Origin of the sequence: Paenibacillus dendrobii (genome assembly GCF_009807035.1) — a bacterium.
Lineage (GTDB): Bacteria > Bacillota > Bacilli > Paenibacillales > Paenibacillaceae > Paenibacillus_AQ > Paenibacillus_AQ dendrobii.
The window spans coordinates 360,286-379,079 of the sequence record NZ_WUBI01000004.1; the positions used below are offsets into that span (position 1 = coordinate 360,286).

Here is an 18,794-nt window from a genome sequence, read left to right on the forward strand (position 1 = left end):
TATGGATACGATGAAATGGCTTAAGATCCTCGACCCGCTGCGCGGCGTGTTCGAAAAGTCCGGCGTCGATTATGTCATGATGCGCAAAATTTTGGAGATCAAGCTGCTGATGGACGGGCGTCGCGCGCCTACGATCATTCAGAAGTCCAAAAACGCCGATCCCGCCACGCAGTCCAACCAGTTCATCAAATCATTATGGATTTATGTGGTTCTCAGCATTGTGTTGGTGCCATTCGTTGCCATGAAGATGAACTTCATGTTTCAGATGAGCCTGGTGTTCGGCATTTTGATGTTCATGGTTACCACTTCGATGATTTCCGACTTTTCCTCGGTGATGCTGGATGTGCGCGACCGCAACATTCTATTTTCCAAGCCGGTTCAGCGCAAAACGATCAATATGGCGAAGATGCTGCATGTGATGATTTACCTGCTGCTGTTGACCGGATCATTGACCGTCATTCCGCTTGTGGTCGGACTGTTCAGGCAGGGTATCCTATTTTTCCTGCTGTTCCTTCTTGAAATCATTCTGATGGATATTTTTATCGTCGTGTTGACCGCGGCGCTGTACTGGCTGGTCCTGCGATTCTTCGACGGAGAGAAGCTGAAGGACATCATCAATTACGTCCAGATCGGACTCACCATCGCAATGACTGTCGGCTACCAATTTATCTCCCGGTTATTTAATCTGATGGATTTGAAGGTCACATTTTCGGCAAAATGGTGGGAGATTTTCATTTTCCCGACCTGGTTCGCTTCACCGTTCGAGTGGCTGCTGGGCAGCAGCCGGGAAGTGTTTATCGTCATCTTTTCGGTTCTATCCATTATTGGACCGCTGGCGGCCATATGGATCTATACCCTGCTGATGCCTTCCTTCGAACGGAATTTGCAAAAGCTTGCCAGCCATCAGGCTCGAGGTAAAACGAATCGGATTCGGCTCGGAGAAAGGTTCGGGAGGCTTTTGTGCCGGGGATCGGTGGAGAGAATTTTTTTCCGGTTTGCCTGGGATATGATGGGGCGGGAGCGCGATTTTAAGCTGAAGGTTTATCCGCAGCTGGGTTTCTCGATGATCTTTCCGTTTATTTTTATGTTTAACATGCTGCGCTTGGAAGGCGGATTTGCTGCGATGAGAACGGGAAGCGGTTTTTTGTTCTTGTATTTCTGCGCACTGATGATTCCGACCATCATCATGATGCTGAAGTTCTCGGGTAACTACAAAGGGGCATGGATCTATGGGGCGGCGCCGCTGACGGATACGGCTTCGATTTATAAGGGTACGCTTAAGGCGATGATCATTAGGTTGTTTGCTCCGGTGTTCGCTATTCAAACTGTTATTTTTATAATTATTTTCGGTGCGAGAATTATTCCGGACGTCATCGTTATTTTGCTGGGCATTTTGCTGTACACCGTTCTCAGCTTTCTGATTCTCGAAAAAGAGCTTCCGTTCTCGCTGCCCTTTCAGAACACGCAATCCGGCAACGGATTCGTCATTCTGGGGTTGATAGTGTTGCTAGGAGTATTCGCGGGTGCCCATTTGGGCTTTAGATTTTTACCATATGGGGAGTACTTGTGGATGCTCATACTTCTGGTCTCCAACTTCATCGCCTGGAAGCTGACTTTCCGCAAGGTGCCTGCAAGCTCGTTATCCAATGCGTGAAAAATGCGCTATCTCCCGGGCAGGAATATTCTTTGCACTTTACTGCCTATATTTCACACTTTGATTATGTCCCAAAGAAGTAGTACATTAATAGATGAAATCATAAGGAGGTTTCTGAATTAATGTTCTATGAAGACAATGAGAATTTGACCATCATGACCTACACCTTGAATAGTGGCATTAAAGGAACTGTACCTTTATCGAATAAGCAAATTCAGGAATGGATCGAGTGCTATCGTACCGATGCGAAATTCATCACAGCTATTGGCAAGGAGTTTTTCGGCCTGAATCCAGAGCTGGTTGCGGATTTTAAAGTGCATAACCGTTTCTCCAATTACGCTGAAGTGCTCAAGCCTGTAGGCAACCCGATCACAGAACCGGATAATGCCGATCAGCTTTCCAAAGCGTATGAAGAGAACCGTGTGTACTTTAAAGTCGACTGCAAGTGCGGTACCACCTACACGACCTTTTCCCAATACTACACGACGAAATGGTATTGTTCCAAATGTAAGGAGATCGTGTTTTTGGACAAGAAGAAGGGCAGAGTGTCGACCGACAAAGGCGATGCCTGGTACATGACCAACAAGTATTATGTATCAAGGGACTAGCATGAACGAGCGAAAAGCACCCGTCGCAGGGTGAAGATATAGAAGATCAATTGAACATGTTTTAAGGGACTGCTACCGGGCTGAATTACGGCTCGGAACAGTCCCTTTTGTTTTGTGGTTTATTTGAAAGTCTATAGTTTGAACTTCTCAATCAAATGCTGAAGCTTCTCGGATAGAGTAGAGAGAAAATGGGCGGAAGAGTCTACCTCCTCCATGGCAGCCAGCTGCTGCTGGGAGGCTGCCGACATGGTTTGTGCGCTGTCATTGTTCTGGTTGGCGACATCCACAATGGTTTGAATGGAGGATACGAGCTGAGCAGAACTCTCTGACAGCTTGTGAACGGAAGCAGAGATATATTCGCTTTGCTCGGCAATGAGGCTCGCGGAATGCTCGATCTCGCTGAAGGAGGTTCCGGCGGATGAGATGAGCTCACTGCCCTGCACAATCTGAAGGGCGGTTTGTTCCATGCTGGTTCCCGCTGTTTCCATCATATCCAGTGTTCTGAGTATCATGCCCTCAATTCGCTCCACGGAGCTTGCGGATCGTCCTGCCAGCTTGCGTACGGAGTCTGCCACAATCGCGAATCCACGTCCTTCTTCCCCGGCCCGTGCGGCCTCTATGGCGGCATTCAGGGCAAGCAGATGCGTCTCCTTGGCGATGTCCGAGATGATATCGAGCACGTTTTTGATCTCATGGGAGTGACTGGTCAGCTGCTGTATCGTTTGCGCCAGCTCCGCGAAAGCCTCATTGACCAGACCCATCTGATTCGCAGTATTCTCCATCGCGATGCAACCGTCGCGTGCCTTCTTGAGGTTGCCGCTGGCGGAGAGCAGAGCCTGCTCCGCATTCATGGATATATTGCGGATAAACAGGGACATATCCTGCACCAGCGCGGACCCCCTGCCAAGAATATGAAGCTGCATATCGGCGCCTTCAGCAAGCTCTGTTGTCACAAGCACCGTATGTTCTCCCGCTTCGCCGGTCTGTGTGGCGCTCGCGGATAACTGCTGCGCCGACGCCGAGACATGCCGGGAGGTTTCCCGAACTTCCGTAATGATATTTTTTAAGTTTTGCGTCATCTGATCGAAACTTCGTGCGAGCCGGCCGATTTCATCGCGTTTGGTGAAGGAGAGCGGACCAAGCGTCATGTCTCCGGCAGCTACAAGCTCTACCCTCCGGGTGAGTATGGTGAGAGGTCTGACCATACGGCTGACCATGAAATAAATGACGACTGCGGTAGCGAGCAGCATGGCAGCTCCCAGGGCATACGGCTTGACGATCATCTCCAACGTGCGCTCTTGAATGATGGAAGCGTCGAAATTGACTGCCATCAAGCCGACGATATCCTTGGTGGGATCATTCTCTTGAAAAATAGGTGCATAACCCGTTTTGAGCCGGGCCCCGTCGTATGTATAAACCTGCGAGTATAAGGGATGCTTCATGGTTCGCAACATTTGTGCATCTGCGGCATTAAGATAAAAATGGCTTCCTGCTTCATAACCTCTTTTTTGGAGCTTGCTGTCTGCTGCTAAAATAGTGCCGTCCATTGCGATGATAAAAGCTTCCTTAAAGATAGGCTTGTGCGAGGTAATCCAGTCGATGGTGTTCTCCACCTTGTCACGGTCAGCGGCATTCCCGCTTGAGAGCGCCTCGATTTCTGCCGGATCGACGAGTCCGGTCGTGATGTTGGCGCAGCCCACCAGCTCGATGCCTGCGGACTCGTCTACCTGACGGTATGCCATTCGAAATCCGAATAGTCCTACCGACATGCCCATGATGAAGAGCAGGGAGAGCATTGCCAATGTGATTTTTTGAGCCAGTTTCATTCACATGAACCTCCATTTACCGATATTGAGTTTTTGCAAAATCCTTTTCAGGGAGTAATGCCGCAGGAAAGAGTTTTTGATGGATCTAGGGAGATTTTGGTAATCATTGCGATGATTTTGGGTAATGAATCATGGGCTGCACCGGAGTACTGGAGTGGATATGTATGTCAATTCATAAGCCGGCGAGGGGTATTGCCTAAAATTTTTAATATTTTGTGACATAATTCACATTAACTTATTTTTGGACCGGAGAATGTGACATTTATCACATTGAAAGCATCGTTCGTCTGCCAGAATACATACATGAAAAGGATTTGCAGGAATCACTACAAGCATTGGAATCGGTTTTTGCACAATCCGAAAGCAAACAAATCATATGTGTTCACGAATCCGGGAAGTACGGGGTTCTAAGAATAACTTTGGAAAGAGGGAAGAAAAATGGATGTATTGATGCTGTCTCGGATCCAGTATGCGGCAACGACGATTTTTCACTTTTTCTTTGTACCCGTGTCGATCGGACTCGCTTTACTGATCGCCATCATGGAAACGATGTATGTCGTTAAAGGCAAAGAAGAATACAAAGCGATGGCCAAGTTCTGGGGTAAGCTGTTTCTGATCAACTTCGCTATCGGCGTGGTTACGGGTATTCTTCAGGAGTTTCAATTTGGCATGAACTGGTCGGATTATTCCCGATTCGTCGGTGATGTATTCGGAGCGCCACTGGCGGTCGAAGCGCTGCTTGCCTTCTTCCTGGAATCTACGTTTATCGGACTGTGGATTTTTGGCTGGGATCGTTTGTCCAAAAAGGTCCACGCGGCTTGCATCTGGCTGGTTGCCATCGGCACCGTGATGTCGGCCTTCTGGATTCTGGCTGCGAACTCTTTTATGCAAAGACCGGTCGGTTTCACTCTAAATAATGGACGCGCGGAAATGAATGACTTCCTGGCACTCATCACCAACGGCCAGCTGCTGCTGGAATTCCCGCACACCATTCTGGGTGCCTTCCTGACGGGAGCGTTTCTGATGGGAGGCGTGAGCGCATATAAACTGCTGAAGAAACAGGATGTTTCTTTTTTCAAAAAATCATTCACGATTGCCGTTATCGTTGGGCTAGTGACATCCATTGGCGTAGCTCTTGTGGGTCACCAACAGGCGCAATATCTCGTTAAAACACAACCGATGAAAATGGCCGCCACCGAAGCATTATGGGAAAACAGCGGCGATCCCGCGGCCTGGACGGTTACGGCATTTATCGATACGAAAAACCAAAAAAATTCGGGCGAGTTCCAGATTCCATATCTGCTCAGCTTCCTGTCGTACAGTAAGTTCTCCGGCGAAGTGAAGGGCATGAAGGAACTGCAAGCCGAGTACGAGCAAAAATACGGCCCTGGCGACTACATTCCACCTGTCCGCACGACATTCTGGAGCTTCCGCCTCATGGTGGCTGCGGGCTCGTTGATGATCTTGTTCAGTTTGTATGGCGTGTATCTGGCAGCGCGTAAAAAGCTCGAAAACAAAAATAAATGGTTTTACCGGATTATGCTGTTCAGCATATCGCTTCCGGTCATTGCCAATACATCCGGCTGGCTCATGACCGAAATGGGGCGTCAGCCATGGACCGTGTTCGGTCTCATGACCACGGCGGACAGCGTTTCGCCAAGCGTAACTGCCGGACAGGTGCTGTTCTCCATCATTGCTTTCGTAGGAGCTTATGCGATTTTGGGAACCGTTATGGTGTATCTGTTCATTCGTACCATTAAAAAGGGCCCTTACGAAGTTAAGCCCGTCAATGAAGAATCCCATGATCCATTCGATAAGGAGGGATACCATCATGCTATCTCTTAATGAACTTTGGTTTTTGCTGGTCGCTGTTTTGTTCACAGGCTTTTTCTTCCTGGAAGGCTTCGATTTTGGCGTCGGGATGTCTACGGGCATCCTGGCCAAAACGGATGGCGAACGACGCTTGCTCATCAACTCCATCGGACCTTTTTGGGACGGTAATGAGGTATGGCTCCTGACGGCGGGGGGCGCGATGTTCGCGGCCTTTCCGAACTGGTATGCCACGCTGTTCAGCGGATTTTACACCCCGCTTGTGCTCCTGCTGCTGGCGCTGATCGGGCGCGGGGTTGCTTTTGAATACCGGGGTAAGGTCGAAAAACAGTCTTGGAAAAAAACCTGGGACGTCATTATATTTACTGGCAGCCTGCTGCCACCACTACTGCTGGGCGTGGTGTTCTCGGACTTGATCCAAGGGTTGCCGATCGATCAGGCGATGGAAATGAAAGCTTCGTTCTTCGGTGATATCGTCAATGTCTATTCGGTGGTTGGCGGTCTGACGATGGTAATGCTCTGCCTCGTGCATGGACTTCTGTTCGCAACGCTGCGGGTAAGCGGCGATCTGCACGACCGAGCACGCAAGATGGCGCGAAATCTGATGGTGCCGCTGGCGGTGCTGGTTGTGGCATTCCTGACCCTGACGTATTTCAATACGAATGTTTTTGAGGTTCGGGGCGGTATTTTGGCGGTTGTCATCGTCCTTATGCTCATCGCTTTCGGACTGGCGGCGTTCTTCTCCGGCAAGAAAAAGGACGGCTGGGCCTTCGGTATGACCGGCGCGGTGATCGCGCTGACGATTGCTTTCTTCTTCATCGGGCTCTTCCCGAACGTGATGGTCAGCTCGATTGATGCGGCCTTCAACCTGACCTTAACCAACGCGGCATCCGGACATTACTCGCTTAAAGTGATGACCATCGTGGCTTTATCCCTGCTGCCTTTCGTGCTTGGTTATCAGATCTGGAGCTACTTCGTCTTTCATAAACGGGTTCACGAGAAGCATCTGGAGTATTAATGGATCGGAATTTACTAGGCTACAAAGGGATAAAGCCAACACTTGCCATCGTACTGCTGCTCACGCTGGTTCAAAGCGTATCGATCGTTCTGCTGGCAAGATGGCTGGCGGAGGTTCTCTCCGCCCTCTTTGCCGGTGAACCGCTTCATACGCAGTACACTAAATTCATGATGTTTCTCGGTGCTTTCCTGATCCGGCACATCATGAACTTCATTCAGCAAAAAATCAGCTACGCCTTTGCGGAGCGGACGGGAGGCAGCCTGCGTAAGCAGGTCATGGAGAAACTGTTCCAGCTCGGCCCCCGGTTCGCCAAGCAGGAAGGAACGGGAAATCTGGTAACGCTTGTTATGGAAGGTACAGCGAAGTTTCGTAACTATCTGGAACTGATCGTACCGCGGATGGCGGGCATGTCGATCATTCCCTGGGTCATTCTGGCGTACATTTTCATGCAGGATATCACGTCCGGGATTATTCTGATTCTGTCGATGCCGATTCTGATCGTATTTATGATCTTAATCGGGCTTGCCGCCCGCAAGCATACGGAGAAGCAGCTGGATACGTACCGCACGCTCTCGAACCACTTCGTGGATTCGCTGCGAGGCTTGGAAACGCTGAAGCTGCTGGGGCAGAGCCGCTCGCACGGCGATACGATCGCCCGGGTGAGCGACCGTTACAGATCTGCGACCATGCGCACGCTGCGCGTGGCCTTTCTGTCCTCGTTCGCGCTGGATTTCTTTACGATGCTATCGGTTGCCGTTGTGGCCGTAGGCCTTGGTTTGCGGCTCGTAAATGGCGATCTGGCATTGGTAACCGGGTTGACCGTGCTGATCCTGGCTCCGGAATATTTCCTTCCCGTCCGTATGGTCGGTGCAGACTTTCATGCGACGCTGGATGGGAAGGAAGCCGGCGCGGCGATGCAGCTGATCATCGATGAACCTCTGAGTCAGGAGTCGGCTGCTCAAGATGCCGGTCAGGAAGAGAAAAAACTGAACTGGTCGCATGACAGCAGCCTGGCACTGTCCGGGGTTGGCATACAGCATAAGCAGGAGGGGCCCCATTCGTTGGATGAGGTTACCCTGGATATTCACGGCATGGGTAAAATCGGCATCATCGGCGCAAGCGGCGCCGGCAAATCCACCCTTATAGACGTGTTGGGCGGATTTCTGAAGCCGTCGGAAGGGACCGTTGATCTGGACGGCCAGATTCTAAGTTCGCTTACGACGGACGCCTGGAGACAGCTGACGACTTACATCCCGCAGCATCCGTATATTTTTAGCAGCACGCTGGCCGATAATATCCGGTTCTATGCACCGGATGCGGGAGCTTTGGAAGTAGAGCAGGCCGTGGCGGCCGCAGGGCTGACGGAGCTGGTCAGCAGCCTGCCGCATGGTGCGGAAGAAATGATTGGCGGCGGGGGCCGCCAGCTGAGCGGCGGGCAGGAGCAGCGCGTGGCGCTGGCCCGGGCCTTCCTCAGCGATCGCCCCGTGATGCTGCTGGATGAGCCGACGGCCCATCTGGATATCGAGACCGAATATGAACTGAAGCAAACGATGCTGCGGCTGTTCGAGGAGAAGCTGGTATTTCTGGCGACGCATCGCCTGCACTGGATGCCGGACATGGATCTGATTATCGTGCTGGAGCACGGACGGGTGGCGGAAACCGGCACTCACGAGGAATTGATTGCCCGTAAGGGTGCCTACTATGAGCTGATTCAATCGCAACTGGAGGGAGCGTAAGTGAGAGAAGAAGGATGGCTGTTGCCTTATATTCGCACGTACTGGGGCCGTTTTCTGATGATCATTGCGCTGGGCTGCCTTACGCTCCTGACGGCTTCGATGCTGATGTTCACTTCGGGCTTCCTGATCTCCAAGGCGGCGCTGCGCCCGGAAAATATCCTGATGGTGTATGTGCCGATCGTTCTTGTTCGTACTTTCGGGATCGGGCGTGCTGTCGTTCACTATGTGGAACGTTTGGTCAGCCATGATGCGGTGCTTCGGATCGTATCGCTGATGCGCACCAGACTGTACCGGATTCTGGAGCCGCAGGCTCTGTTCATATCTTCGCGGTTCCGTACCGGAGATATGCTTGGCGTCCTGTCGGATGACATTCAATACTTGCAGGACGTGTATTTGAGAACCGTCTTCCCGAGCGTAGTTGCCTTCGTCATGTACATCGCCTCGATCGTTGCACTGGGTTGGTTTGATCTCCGGTTTGCGCTGTTCATGGCCCTGTATATCTTCATCCTTGTCGCCGTGCTCCCATGGGTGTCGCTGTTAATTACCAAAGCGAAAAGCCGCCTTGCCAAACAGCAGCGCAGCAGCCTGTACATCAAGCTGACCGATGCCGTGCTTGGCATGAGCGACTGGGTTATCAGTGGAAGGCAAGCGCAGTTTCTCGCAGCGTATGACGCGGATGAGCGGGAGGCTGAGCGAGTGAACCGCCAACTGAAGAGCTGGGCACGTTGGCGTCAGCTGATCGGGCAGGTCGTGATTGGCCTCAGCGTCATCACGATGACCGTGTGGGCGGCCCGCGAATATGCCGGCGGGCATATTCCGGCCACGCTTATCGCAGCCTTCGTGCTGGTGGTGTTTCCGATCATGGATGCGTTTATGCCGGTATCGGACGCGATAGAGAAGGTTCCAAGCTACCAGAGTTCGCTAAAGCGCCTCGGTGAGATTGAACAGTCAGCGGGTGAGAGTGGACGCGCCGGCGTTCCGATTGAGGAAGTCCGCCAACTGGCAGCATCGGATGTCCACCTGAAGGTGCAACATGCCAGCTTCCGCTATGATGAAGCTTCTCCCTGGTCGCTGCAGGATGTTACCCTTGATTTGCCGCAGGGCAAGCGAATTGCCATCATCGGCCGCAGCGGGGCGGGGAAATCGACGCTGTTGAAGCTGATCGAAGGCGCCCTGGTTCCTACGTCAGGCAGCGTCAGCCTGAACGGCACGGATGCGTTTGAGATTGGTGAACGTATGCCGCAGGTCGTGTCCGTATTGAATCAAAGCCCTCATCTGTTCGACACTACCGTGGCGAACAATATCCGTCTCGGCGACCGCGAGGCCGAGGACGAGGATATCCGGCGTGCAGCCGCACAGGTGAAGCTGGACCGGTTGATCGAGTCGCTGCCGCTTGGCTACAAAACGCCGATGCACGAGACCGGTCAGCGATTCTCGGGTGGCGAGCGCCAGCGGATCGCGCTGGCGAGGGTGCTGCTGCAGAATAATCCTGTTGTCGTTCTTGATGAGCCGACCGTCGGATTGGACCCGCGTACGGAGAATGACCTACTGGCCACCATTCTGGATACGATGAAGGGCAAATCCCTGATCTGGGTAACGCACCATCTGGTAGGCGCCGAGCATATGGATGAGATTATTTTCATGGAAAACGGACGCATCGAGATGAGGGGTTCACACACGGAGCTGATGATATCGTCCGAGCGGTACCGCAATTTGTACCGGCTCGACCGTCCGGAGGCGCTTATGGCGAAGTGAAGAGAGGATATTAGGAGTCACGCAGCTAAGAAGCGGCGCGGCTCCTTTTTTGATGGGTAAGGAATGTCGAATGCATAGCTGCATCATTGAATCTGATCGGAATCCGAACCTGCCGTCCCATGCTGATATTTGCATCTGAGCTTATGGCAATCTCCCCAAAGATGCATAAAACGCAGCGCACCGCTGCATCCTACATATGGGCAAGTTGGCAATTCATTGGTAACTGAAAGGGGTGCAAGCACAGGTGAGCAACAATTCCCAGGAGCCTAGCAAAGCTGAGGTGCAGACCACGAAGCTGAACAAAATGCCGGTACCGGACAAGCAAAGAGAAGAATTTGCCGATGAGATGGTGCAGGACGCGAAGGAAGCGTTCGGCAAGCAGCAATCGAAGAATCAAGAGTAGTGTTTTGGAGGGACTGGCGGCAGGAAGCTTCCGGTTCATTCAAGAGTAAGGAATACAGGGTGCACCATGTTTCTTCATGGGCACCCTGTTTTTTATGAAGCATAGGATGAACAAGCACACGGCAGCGAAGGCATATGCCATTGTGCTCGAATTATTTTCTTTAAAGAGCAGAGCCAATTCGATATAATTCCAAAACCGCATACAAAAGAGCAGCCCGTCCAAAACCGGACAGGCTGCTCTGCTGCTATAAATTAGTCTTCTTTCGGATGAATCATTTGCTCCGGACGCACGACTGCATCAAATTGCTCCTCGGTCAGCAGGTTGCTCTTCAAGGCTGCTTCTTTGAGCGTCAGACCTTCCTTATGAGCAAGTTTGGCAACCGCTGCGGCATTTTCGTAACCGATATGCGGGTTAAGTGCCGTAACCAGCATCAGCGATTGATTCAGGTTGCGATCGATCACGGCGCGATTAGGCTCAATACCTACGGCGCAGTGGTCGTTGAAGGATACCATCGCATCAGCCAGCAAACGTGCCGATTGCAGGAAGTTGAAGATGATGACCGGTTTGAACACGTTCAGTTCGAAATTGCCTTGGCTAGCCGCAAATCCGATGGCTGCATCGTTACCCATCACTTGGCACACGACCATTGTCAATGCTTCGCTTTGGGTTGGATTTACTTTACCTGGCATAATAGAGCTGCCTGGCTCGTTCGCCGGAATGACCAGTTCGCCGATGCCGCAGCGTGGACCGCTTGCCAGCCAGCGCACATCGTTGGCGATTTTCATGAGATCCGCGGCAAGCGCTTTCAGCGCACCATGGACATACACGAGCTCATCATGGCTTGTCAGCGCATGGAATTTGTTCGCGGCGGAGGTGAAGGTTTTGCCTGTCAGTTGGCTGATGTTGGCAGCCGTCATGTCTCCGAATTTCGGATGCGCGTTGATGCCAGTGCCTACGGCCGTACCGCCGATTGCCAGTTCGCGCAAGGACTCGATGCTGGTGCGGATCATGCCTTCGCTTTTCTCCAGCATGCGGTGCCAGCCGCTGATTTCTTGGCCTAGGGTAAGCGGAGTCGCATCCTGCAGATGCGTTCTGCCGATCTTGATGATATCCATGTACTCTTCGCTTTTCGTGCGGAACGTTTCTTTCAGCATGGCGATCGCAGGGAGAACTTGATCCTCAACCGCAACAAGCGCTGCGATATGCATAGCCGTCGGGAACGTGTCATTCGAGCTTTGCGATTTGTTGACGTCATCGTTCGGATGAATGCGCTGCTCGCTGCCTTTTTCCTGCAGCATCTGGTTGGCGCGGTTCGCGATAACCTCATTTACGTTCATATTCGACTGGGTGCCGCTACCGGTTTGCCATACAGCCAGCGGGAAGTGCTCGTTCAGCTTGCCTGCAATGACCTCATCGGCTGCCGCCACGATTGCATCGGATTTTTCGGCATTTAGCTTGCCTAGCTCTTTATTAGCGAGAGCTGCACTCTTTTTCAGGATCGCAAATTCGCGGATCAGTTCCAGCGGCATTTTCTCTGTGCCGATTTTGAAATTTTCAAAGCTCCGCTGCGTTTGGGCTGCCCACAGCTTGTCCGCAGGAACCTTAATTTCACCAATGGTGTCTTTTTCAATTCTGAATTCCAATTGCATTTCCTCCTTCACCACACGTGTGTTCATATTCAATTCTGAAGTCCATCCCCAAAACATGCGTATTGCAATGGACCCACCTGTTATGAAATATATCATAATCTTCCTTCTATATAAAATGAAATAAAGCAAACCTAACTTTCTTTCAATTTATCGATATAAAATGAAATAAAGCAAACCTGGCTTTCTTTCAATTTATATACTTTTTCTCATTCTACTATTGGCGTGTCCAGGAATTATACATAGAATTAACATTTATTAGCATTTTGTTTAACAGTTTCCTCCTATACTTGCCTTAAGAATCATTCATTTGAAGGAGGAATTGTGATGAGAACGAAAAAACGGGGTATCGTGCAAGCAGCATTGTGTCTGACGGCGGCAGCAAGTCTGGTCATTTCCGGAGGGCTCGCAGAGGCGAAAGGAACTGCAGCATCTGCGAAAGCGACGACCAAAGCGAAGAATGTCATCCTGTTTGTCGGGGATGGTATGGGTACGGCGCAGCGAGATGCCATTCGCTTGAATACGGTAGGATTAAACGGCAAGCTACAGATGGATGATATGCCTTATTCCGCATTCCTCCGCACGCATTCCACAACCGCTGTAACCGATTCGGCAGCCGCAGGAACCGCCATTGCCAGCGGTGTTAAGACGTATAACGGCGCCGTAGGCGTCGATGTGAATAAAAAGCCCGTTAAAACCGTGCTTGAAGTGGCAAAGGGACTCGGCAAGTCTACGGGTCTGGTGACGACAAGCCAGATTACGGATGCAACGCCGGCCGTATTCGGTTCCCATGTCGAGGATCGATCGCAGCAAAGTAAAATCGCCAAGCAATATTTGGATAACAGCAAGGTGGACGTGCTGCTCGGCGGGGGCGAAGACTTCTGGTATCCTGCGGGCAACCCGGGTAAATTCGCGGATCATCCTGCGGAGGACCCCACAGAGGAAAGCAAGGGAACCGAAGGAAATCTTGTCGATCATGCCAAAAAACTTGGCTATCAATATGTAACCAGCAAGGAAGAACTGAAGCAAGCGAAGAACGGCAAGATTCTCGGATTATTCGCCAATGAAGAAATGTTCCAACAGAAGCCTGAAGGAGAAGGGGACGTGTACAATCCGGTCGTGCCGTTGAAAGATATGACCCAAAAGGCGCTGGATACCCTGTCCACAAACAAAAAAGGCTTTTTCCTGATGGTTGAAGAGGAAGGAACCGATGAAATGGCGCACGAAAACAACGCGAAGCTGACGATTAAGGCCGGACAAGAGCTGGATAAGGCCGTGGGCGTGGCCAAAGAATTCGCGAAGAAGCATCCGGACACGCTTGTATTGGTGTTGGCTGACCACGAAACCGGCGGTTTTACGCTCGAGGGCGTGGATGATAAGGACGAGTCGGGCGACGGTATCTCGAAGGAGGACGGACCGTTCAGCATCTTCGGCTCCAAGGAGCAGTTTTATGTGGACTGGACGACTTCAGGGCATACTGGAGTCGATATCCCGCTGACAGCGATGGGAAGCGGTGCGGAGCTTTTCACCGGCGTACATGAGAACACCTATGTGCATGATGCGATCCTCAAGGCATGGGGTCTTAAGAAATAATCCTCTCAATGACAGCGAACGATCCTTATAGCTCGTATGAAAATAAGCCGCTTATCCCTGACCTAGATCAGGGATAAGCGGCCTTTTGTGCATGGTGCCCAGCTACTTGGCGTGTTTCGGTTTCCTCGCCGGCTTGCGTGCTCTGCGCAGGAAGAAGGACAGGAGCAAAGCAATGATGGCAATCCAGGTTGCCACGATGAAGGCATCGTTGATCCCCTCGATGGTACCTTTTTCAGAGACGATTCCGAATACGCTTTGTAAAGCCAGACTGTAGCCTGTTTCTACCGGAACGCCCGCTGAGGCGGCTACGCTCTGCCCGAGCGCCGCCAAATCCTCGCTGACAAACGGGTTATCCGAGGTATAGTGGTTGGCAGCATCGGTAATATGTAGCGTAGAACGGGTCGACATAACCGTAACGAGCAGCGCTGTTCCAATCGAGCCGGCCACCTGCCTCATGGTGTTGGACATCGCCGTGCCGTGAGCGCCAAGCTGCGGCGGCAGCTGGTTCAGGCCCTCGGTCTGCACAGACATCATGATCAGTGACATGCCGAAACTCCGTACGGTGTACATAACCATCAGATGCGAGAAGGAGGTGTCTGAGGTCAGCTTGCTGAACTCAAAAGTCATCACGGCGGTGATGAACAGGCCAACAATCGCGAGCGGCCGCGCTCCGATTTTATCGAAGATTGCGCCGGAGATCGGTGACATGACACCCATTAGCAAAGCACCCGGCAGAAGGAGCAGGCCGGACTGCAAAGGCGTAAATCCGCGAATGTTCTGCAAATAGATCGGCAGCAGCAGCATTGCCCCGAACATGGCCATGTTAACGAGCCCGCCGACTATCGTGGAGACCGTAAAAATATCGTATTTGAATACCCGGAACTCCAGCATCGGTACTTCCATCCTCAGCTCCCTCAGAATGAACAGCATGATGAAGATCGCGCCGACAAAGAGGGAGCCGAGTACGGTGACGCTTTCCCAGCCCTTGTCTCCAGCGGAGCTGAAGCCGTACAGCAGAATACCGAACCCAAGCGTTGAGAACACCACGCCCCAGAAATCGAACTTCGGCTTGGTGAGTTTATTGACGTTGGTCAGCCACCTGAAGGCAAAGAGAATATCCAGCAGCGCCAGCGGAATGACCATGATGAAGAGAATGCGCCAGGTGTAATGCTCTACAATCCAGCCTGACAGTGTCGGACCAAGTGCGGGTGCAAACATCATGGCGATGCCCATCGTGCCCATTGCGGTCCCCCTTTTTTCGGGCGGGAAAACCGTTAGGAATACGTTCATCACCACGGGCATAATGATTCCTGCGCCACTGGCTTGGATAATCCGTCCAATGAGCATCAGTACAAAGGAATTACTAAGTGAGCAGAGAACGGCACCCGCGGTGAACAGCCCCATGGCCGACATGAAGAGCGCCCGCGTACCGTACGAATTAATCAAAAATGCCGTAACTGGCACCAGTACGCCGTTCACCAGCATATAGGCAGTGGATAACCACTGAACGGTCGTGGCAGATACGTTGAATTCATTCATCAGATGGGGGATGGCAACATTCAGCAGCGTCTGGTTCAGAATGGAGATGAACGCTCCAAGCAGCAGCACCGTAAGCGTGCGTCCCATATGAAATTCTTTTTCCATGGCAAGACCTGCCCCCTCGCTAAATGTGAATTCGGACGGTTGCGTTCATGCCAGGGACAATTCCGAGACCTTTGTAGCCCTCAATTGTGATGATAATGGGTACGACCTGCGTCACTTTGGTGTAGTTGGCATTAGAGTTCGTGCTTGGAAACATGGAGAAGGTGGAGGCGGTGGCCAAGCCGATCTGATCTATTTTGCCGGTAAGCGTCGTATCCGGAAAAGCATCTACGTACACATCGACCGTCTGCCCGACTTTGATTTTATCCAGTTTAGTCTCCTCGATATTCGCCGAAATCCACAGATTGTTCAGATTATAGCCTCTGGCCAGGGAAGTGCCAGGTGCCACATAGGAATGGGGGATGGCGTTCTGCTGAACGATCGTGGAGCTGAGGGGAACCGTGACATCAAGACGTGTTCCCTGTGCCGCTACGCTCCCGATCACGTCGCCGGTTTTGAAGTATTGGCCGACCTGGCCGTTCCAGCTGTCCAGCTTTCCTGCGGCAGGCGCGGTGATGGACACGGCTTGCCCCGTAACCTGAGCATTATCCGTTTTGACGTAACTGGATGTTTGATTGTAATAGTAGATCGCCGCTCCGCCCAGTCCGAGCACAATAATGACGACGAGTACATTGACAAGAAGTGCGCGTGAATTCATAACGTGTTGTCTCCTCCTAAATGGTTGCTATCTTTAGCCAATTACGAAAGAGCATCCCCTAAATGCGGAATTTGTATTCAGCCGCGTTGATTTCAGCATGACATCTGAGGAAGCCCGTGGATAAACATAGAGCTTCTGGGGATAAATAAGAAATCAAAGCATGGAAAAGGGGACATTCCGCATGAAAATATATGTGATTTACGATAGTGAGAATGGGCATACCGAGGCGCTTGCCCGATCCGTGATGGAAGGAGTCTCCGGGGTGGAAGGGGCGGAAGCCGAGATTGCCCATGTCAATGATGCCGATATTTATAAGCTGGAGGATATGGATGCGATTATTTGGGGCTGCCCGGGTCATTTCGGTACGATCAGCGCCGGCCTCAAAACCTGGATTGACCGTCTGGGATATTTGTGGGCTCAAGGCAAACTGGTTGGAAAAGTAGGAGGCGTATTCTGTACGACGGCTACCGTTCACGGCGGCTTGGAGTCTACCATGATCAACCTGATTACTCCGATGCTCCATAACGGCATGATTATTGTCGGCCTTCCCGGCAATATTCCGGAGAATGCGCTGTACGGATCGTATTACGGCGTTGGGGTAACCTGTCCCGTGGAACTGTCGGAAGATGACCCGAAGAATCTGCCAAGTGAAAACGACTTGATTCTGGGTCGGGCCCTGGGAAGACGGGTAGCGGAGGTAACCAGGCAGCTGGTTGCTTCTGCAGCAAGGTAGGGGTGAGTGCTATATGGTAATTGCTTTTGTTGTATTGGCCATTGTGGCGCTTATTTTTCTTTTCGTGTATAACTCCCGTTTAACGAAAAAATCCGGACAGCGCCGGGAAGCCAGGGAGGAGCCTCCAGCTCCGCCCGCAGCACCCGCTACTCCGGCAGTCCCGCCTGCTGAATCTCCTATACCTGCAGCCACGGCTGAAGTAAGGGTGGAAGAAGAGCAGAGAGCGGTTGTGCCCGAAGTGTCAAATCAAACTGCGATCATGGAAGCCGAAGCCGAAGCGCACCGGTCAGCCAGTGAAGGAGACCGCGCCTACCGTGAAGCCCTCCGGAAATTCGCGGGCCACGGGCCGCAGGAAGAACAAAGCCTGCCTCCGGCTGCAAAGCAGCCGGATTCCAGCTCTGACGATGCTTACAGGGAAGCGCTTCGTGCCATGATGCGGGACCAAAAGAAGTGAGAAGCTCTCGAAACTTGATACGCGATGCAACGAAAAGCAGCCTTGCCGGGGATCTTACAGCCGGCGGCTGTTTTTCTTTTTTTACTGCGGAACATTTCATTGTCACCGGCATGCGGCGAATGTTATTTTTAAGGTATAGTTACCATGGCCTGAATCAGCGGGCAGCGGGAGGAAATCATGACGGCAGCAATAACGGTAATTGTATGTTTGATCTTCATTGTGCTGGTGCTTTTGGGAGCCAGCTTGTACTTCTATCATGTCGGGATACGACGCAGCAAAAAGGAATTTTTGGAGGAAGATCCGGCATTGATTAAATTGGATCACCCTTGGGAGCAAGAGGAGGAATGGCTGAGCAGCCAGCCGCTTGAAATGCTCCATCTTCAATCCGAGGACGGACTTCCTTTAACGGGCTACTATATTCCGGCTGATCATCCGTCGGAGCGGACGGTTATCCTGGTACACGGTTACTCCAGTCAGGGCAAGGAAATGGGTGCATTCGCCAAACTTTACCACGAAATGGGCTTCCATGTGCTTATGCCGGATAACCGGGGTCATGGAGAAAGCGGAGGCGACTACATAGGATTTGGTTGGCCTGACCGCCGGGACGTCATGCAGTGGATCGGTTATCTATTGAAGCGGAGCGGCAAGGAGATGCAGCTGATGCTGCATGGCGTATCGATGGGCGGTGCTACGGTGCTGATGACGAGCGGGGAAAAGTTGCCGGAGCAGGTGAAATGCATCGTGTCGGATTGCGCGTACACATCCGTAAAGGATATTCTGACGCATCAACTCAAGCAAATGTATAGGCTGCCCCCATTTCCATTGCTCCCCATAACCAGTCTCGTATGCAAGCTGCGTGCCGGGTACTTTTTTGGCGAAGGAACGGCACTGAAACAGGTGGCCAAGACGCATCTGCCCGTCCTGTTTATACATGGGGATCAGGATACCTTCGTGCCTTACGAGATGGTGCATCGGCTAGCGGCCGCGGCAGGAGGAGAGCATGAGCTGTATGTGGTGGCGGGCGCCGTGCATGCCAATGCGTATTTTGTAGATAAAAAAGAGTACAGGGATCGTATAAGCCGCTTTATCGGCCGTTATATGGTACCAGCTACGGAAAAGGCCGGGAATCACCCTGCGGTCTGAGGAAGAAACGTTCGTCAATTCTGAGCAGAAGGCAAGCGGATTAACGGAGTCTGTATCAGATAATATGCCGCAAGCTCATCGCTTAAGGCGGAGCTG

The 18,794-nt window shown here is 51.9% G+C and carries 15 protein-coding genes; 11 read left to right on the forward strand and 4 right to left on the reverse strand.

Translation table 11 applies throughout. The features are described 5' to 3' along the window. Position 1: 1 nt before the first annotated feature. Positions 2 to 1,654: a hypothetical protein gene (locus tag GRF59_RS22930; RefSeq protein WP_160500036.1), complete on the forward strand. Its 1,653-nt coding sequence runs from the start codon at positions 2 to 4 to the stop codon at positions 1,652 to 1,654. Between the two features lie 122 nt (positions 1,655 to 1,776). Then, complete coding sequence (locus GRF59_RS22935) at positions 1,777 to 2,262, forward strand: hypothetical protein (protein ID WP_160500037.1); 486 nt, start codon at positions 1,777 to 1,779, stop codon at positions 2,260 to 2,262. A 131-nt stretch (positions 2,263 to 2,393) separates the two neighbouring features. Here the strand turns inward: GRF59_RS22935 and GRF59_RS22940 are convergent, their stop codons facing one another. Continuing rightward, on the reverse strand, positions 2,394 to 4,088 hold the full coding sequence (locus GRF59_RS22940; protein WP_160500038.1) for a methyl-accepting chemotaxis protein: 1,695 nt from the start codon (positions 4,086 to 4,088) through the stop codon (positions 2,394 to 2,396). Between the two features lie 438 nt (positions 4,089 to 4,526). Between GRF59_RS22940 and GRF59_RS22945 the strand changes: the two genes are divergently transcribed. The 5 genes from GRF59_RS22945 to GRF59_RS29490 all read left to right on the forward strand — a co-directional run bounded on the left by GRF59_RS22945 (position 4,527) and on the right by GRF59_RS29490 (position 10,830). Further along, positions 4,527 to 5,933, forward strand: coding sequence for a cytochrome ubiquinol oxidase subunit I (locus GRF59_RS22945; RefSeq protein ID WP_160500039.1), 1,407 nt, complete (start codon positions 4,527 to 4,529; stop codon positions 5,931 to 5,933). Then, positions 5,920 to 6,936: a cytochrome d ubiquinol oxidase subunit II gene (gene cydB, locus GRF59_RS22950; RefSeq protein ID WP_160500040.1), complete on the forward strand. Its 1,017-nt coding sequence runs from the start codon at positions 5,920 to 5,922 to the stop codon at positions 6,934 to 6,936. The genes GRF59_RS22945 and cydB overlap by 14 nt, the downstream gene beginning before the upstream one ends. Beyond that, positions 6,936 to 8,672 (forward strand): thiol reductant ABC exporter subunit CydD, encoded by a 1,737-nt coding sequence (gene cydD, locus GRF59_RS22955; RefSeq protein ID WP_160500041.1) that lies wholly within the window; start codon positions 6,936 to 6,938, stop codon positions 8,670 to 8,672. Before cydB ends, cydD begins: the two co-directional genes overlap by 1 nt. After that, positions 8,673 to 10,427 (forward strand): thiol reductant ABC exporter subunit CydC, encoded by a 1,755-nt coding sequence (cydC, locus tag GRF59_RS22960; RefSeq protein WP_160500042.1) that lies wholly within the window; start codon positions 8,673 to 8,675, stop codon positions 10,425 to 10,427. 244 nt (positions 10,428 to 10,671) lie between these two features. Continuing rightward, positions 10,672 to 10,830, forward strand: a complete 159-nt coding sequence (locus GRF59_RS29490) for a hypothetical protein (protein WP_341480125.1) — start codon at positions 10,672 to 10,674, stop codon at positions 10,828 to 10,830. A gap of 251 nt (positions 10,831 to 11,081) precedes the next feature. On the opposite strand, the gene fumC is transcribed toward GRF59_RS29490, so the two are convergent. Next, positions 11,082 to 12,473, reverse strand: a complete 1,392-nt coding sequence (gene fumC / locus GRF59_RS22965) for a class II fumarate hydratase (protein WP_160500043.1) — start codon at positions 12,471 to 12,473, stop codon at positions 11,082 to 11,084. Positions 12,474 to 12,803: 330 nt separating this feature from the next. Between fumC and GRF59_RS22970 the strand changes: the two genes are divergently transcribed. Then, positions 12,804 to 14,069, forward strand: coding sequence for an alkaline phosphatase (locus GRF59_RS22970; protein WP_160500044.1), 1,266 nt, complete (start codon positions 12,804 to 12,806; stop codon positions 14,067 to 14,069). 102 nt (positions 14,070 to 14,171) lie between these two features. Here GRF59_RS22970 and GRF59_RS22975 read toward each other — a convergent pair whose 3' ends face one another. Together GRF59_RS22975 and GRF59_RS22980 are read right to left on the reverse strand one after the other, a co-directional pair. After that, on the reverse strand, positions 14,172 to 15,713 hold the full coding sequence (locus GRF59_RS22975) for a DHA2 family efflux MFS transporter permease subunit (protein WP_160500045.1): 1,542 nt from the start codon (positions 15,711 to 15,713) through the stop codon (positions 14,172 to 14,174). A 19-nt stretch (positions 15,714 to 15,732) separates the two neighbouring features. After that, positions 15,733 to 16,368: an HlyD family secretion protein gene (locus tag GRF59_RS22980; protein WP_160500046.1), complete on the reverse strand. Its 636-nt coding sequence runs from the start codon at positions 16,366 to 16,368 to the stop codon at positions 15,733 to 15,735. A gap of 181 nt (positions 16,369 to 16,549) precedes the next feature. On the opposite strand from GRF59_RS22980, the gene GRF59_RS22985 reads away from it, so the two are divergent. The 3 genes from GRF59_RS22985 to GRF59_RS22995 all read left to right on the forward strand — a co-directional run bounded on the left by GRF59_RS22985 (position 16,550) and on the right by GRF59_RS22995 (position 18,698). Further along, positions 16,550 to 17,101 carry an NAD(P)H-dependent oxidoreductase gene (locus GRF59_RS22985; protein ID WP_160500047.1) on the forward strand — a complete coding sequence of 184 codons (552 nt, stop codon included), beginning with the start codon at positions 16,550 to 16,552 and terminating at the stop codon, positions 17,099 to 17,101. A 13-nt stretch (positions 17,102 to 17,114) separates the two neighbouring features. Further along, the gene (locus tag GRF59_RS22990) at positions 17,115 to 17,555 is read left to right on the forward strand and encodes a hypothetical protein (RefSeq protein WP_160500048.1); all 441 of its coding nucleotides are present in this window, start codon (positions 17,115 to 17,117) and stop codon (positions 17,553 to 17,555) included. 177 nt (positions 17,556 to 17,732) lie between these two features. Further along, positions 17,733 to 18,698 (forward strand): alpha/beta hydrolase, encoded by a 966-nt coding sequence (locus tag GRF59_RS22995; RefSeq protein ID WP_160500049.1) that lies wholly within the window; start codon positions 17,733 to 17,735, stop codon positions 18,696 to 18,698. Positions 18,699 to 18,794: the final 96 nt, after the last annotated feature.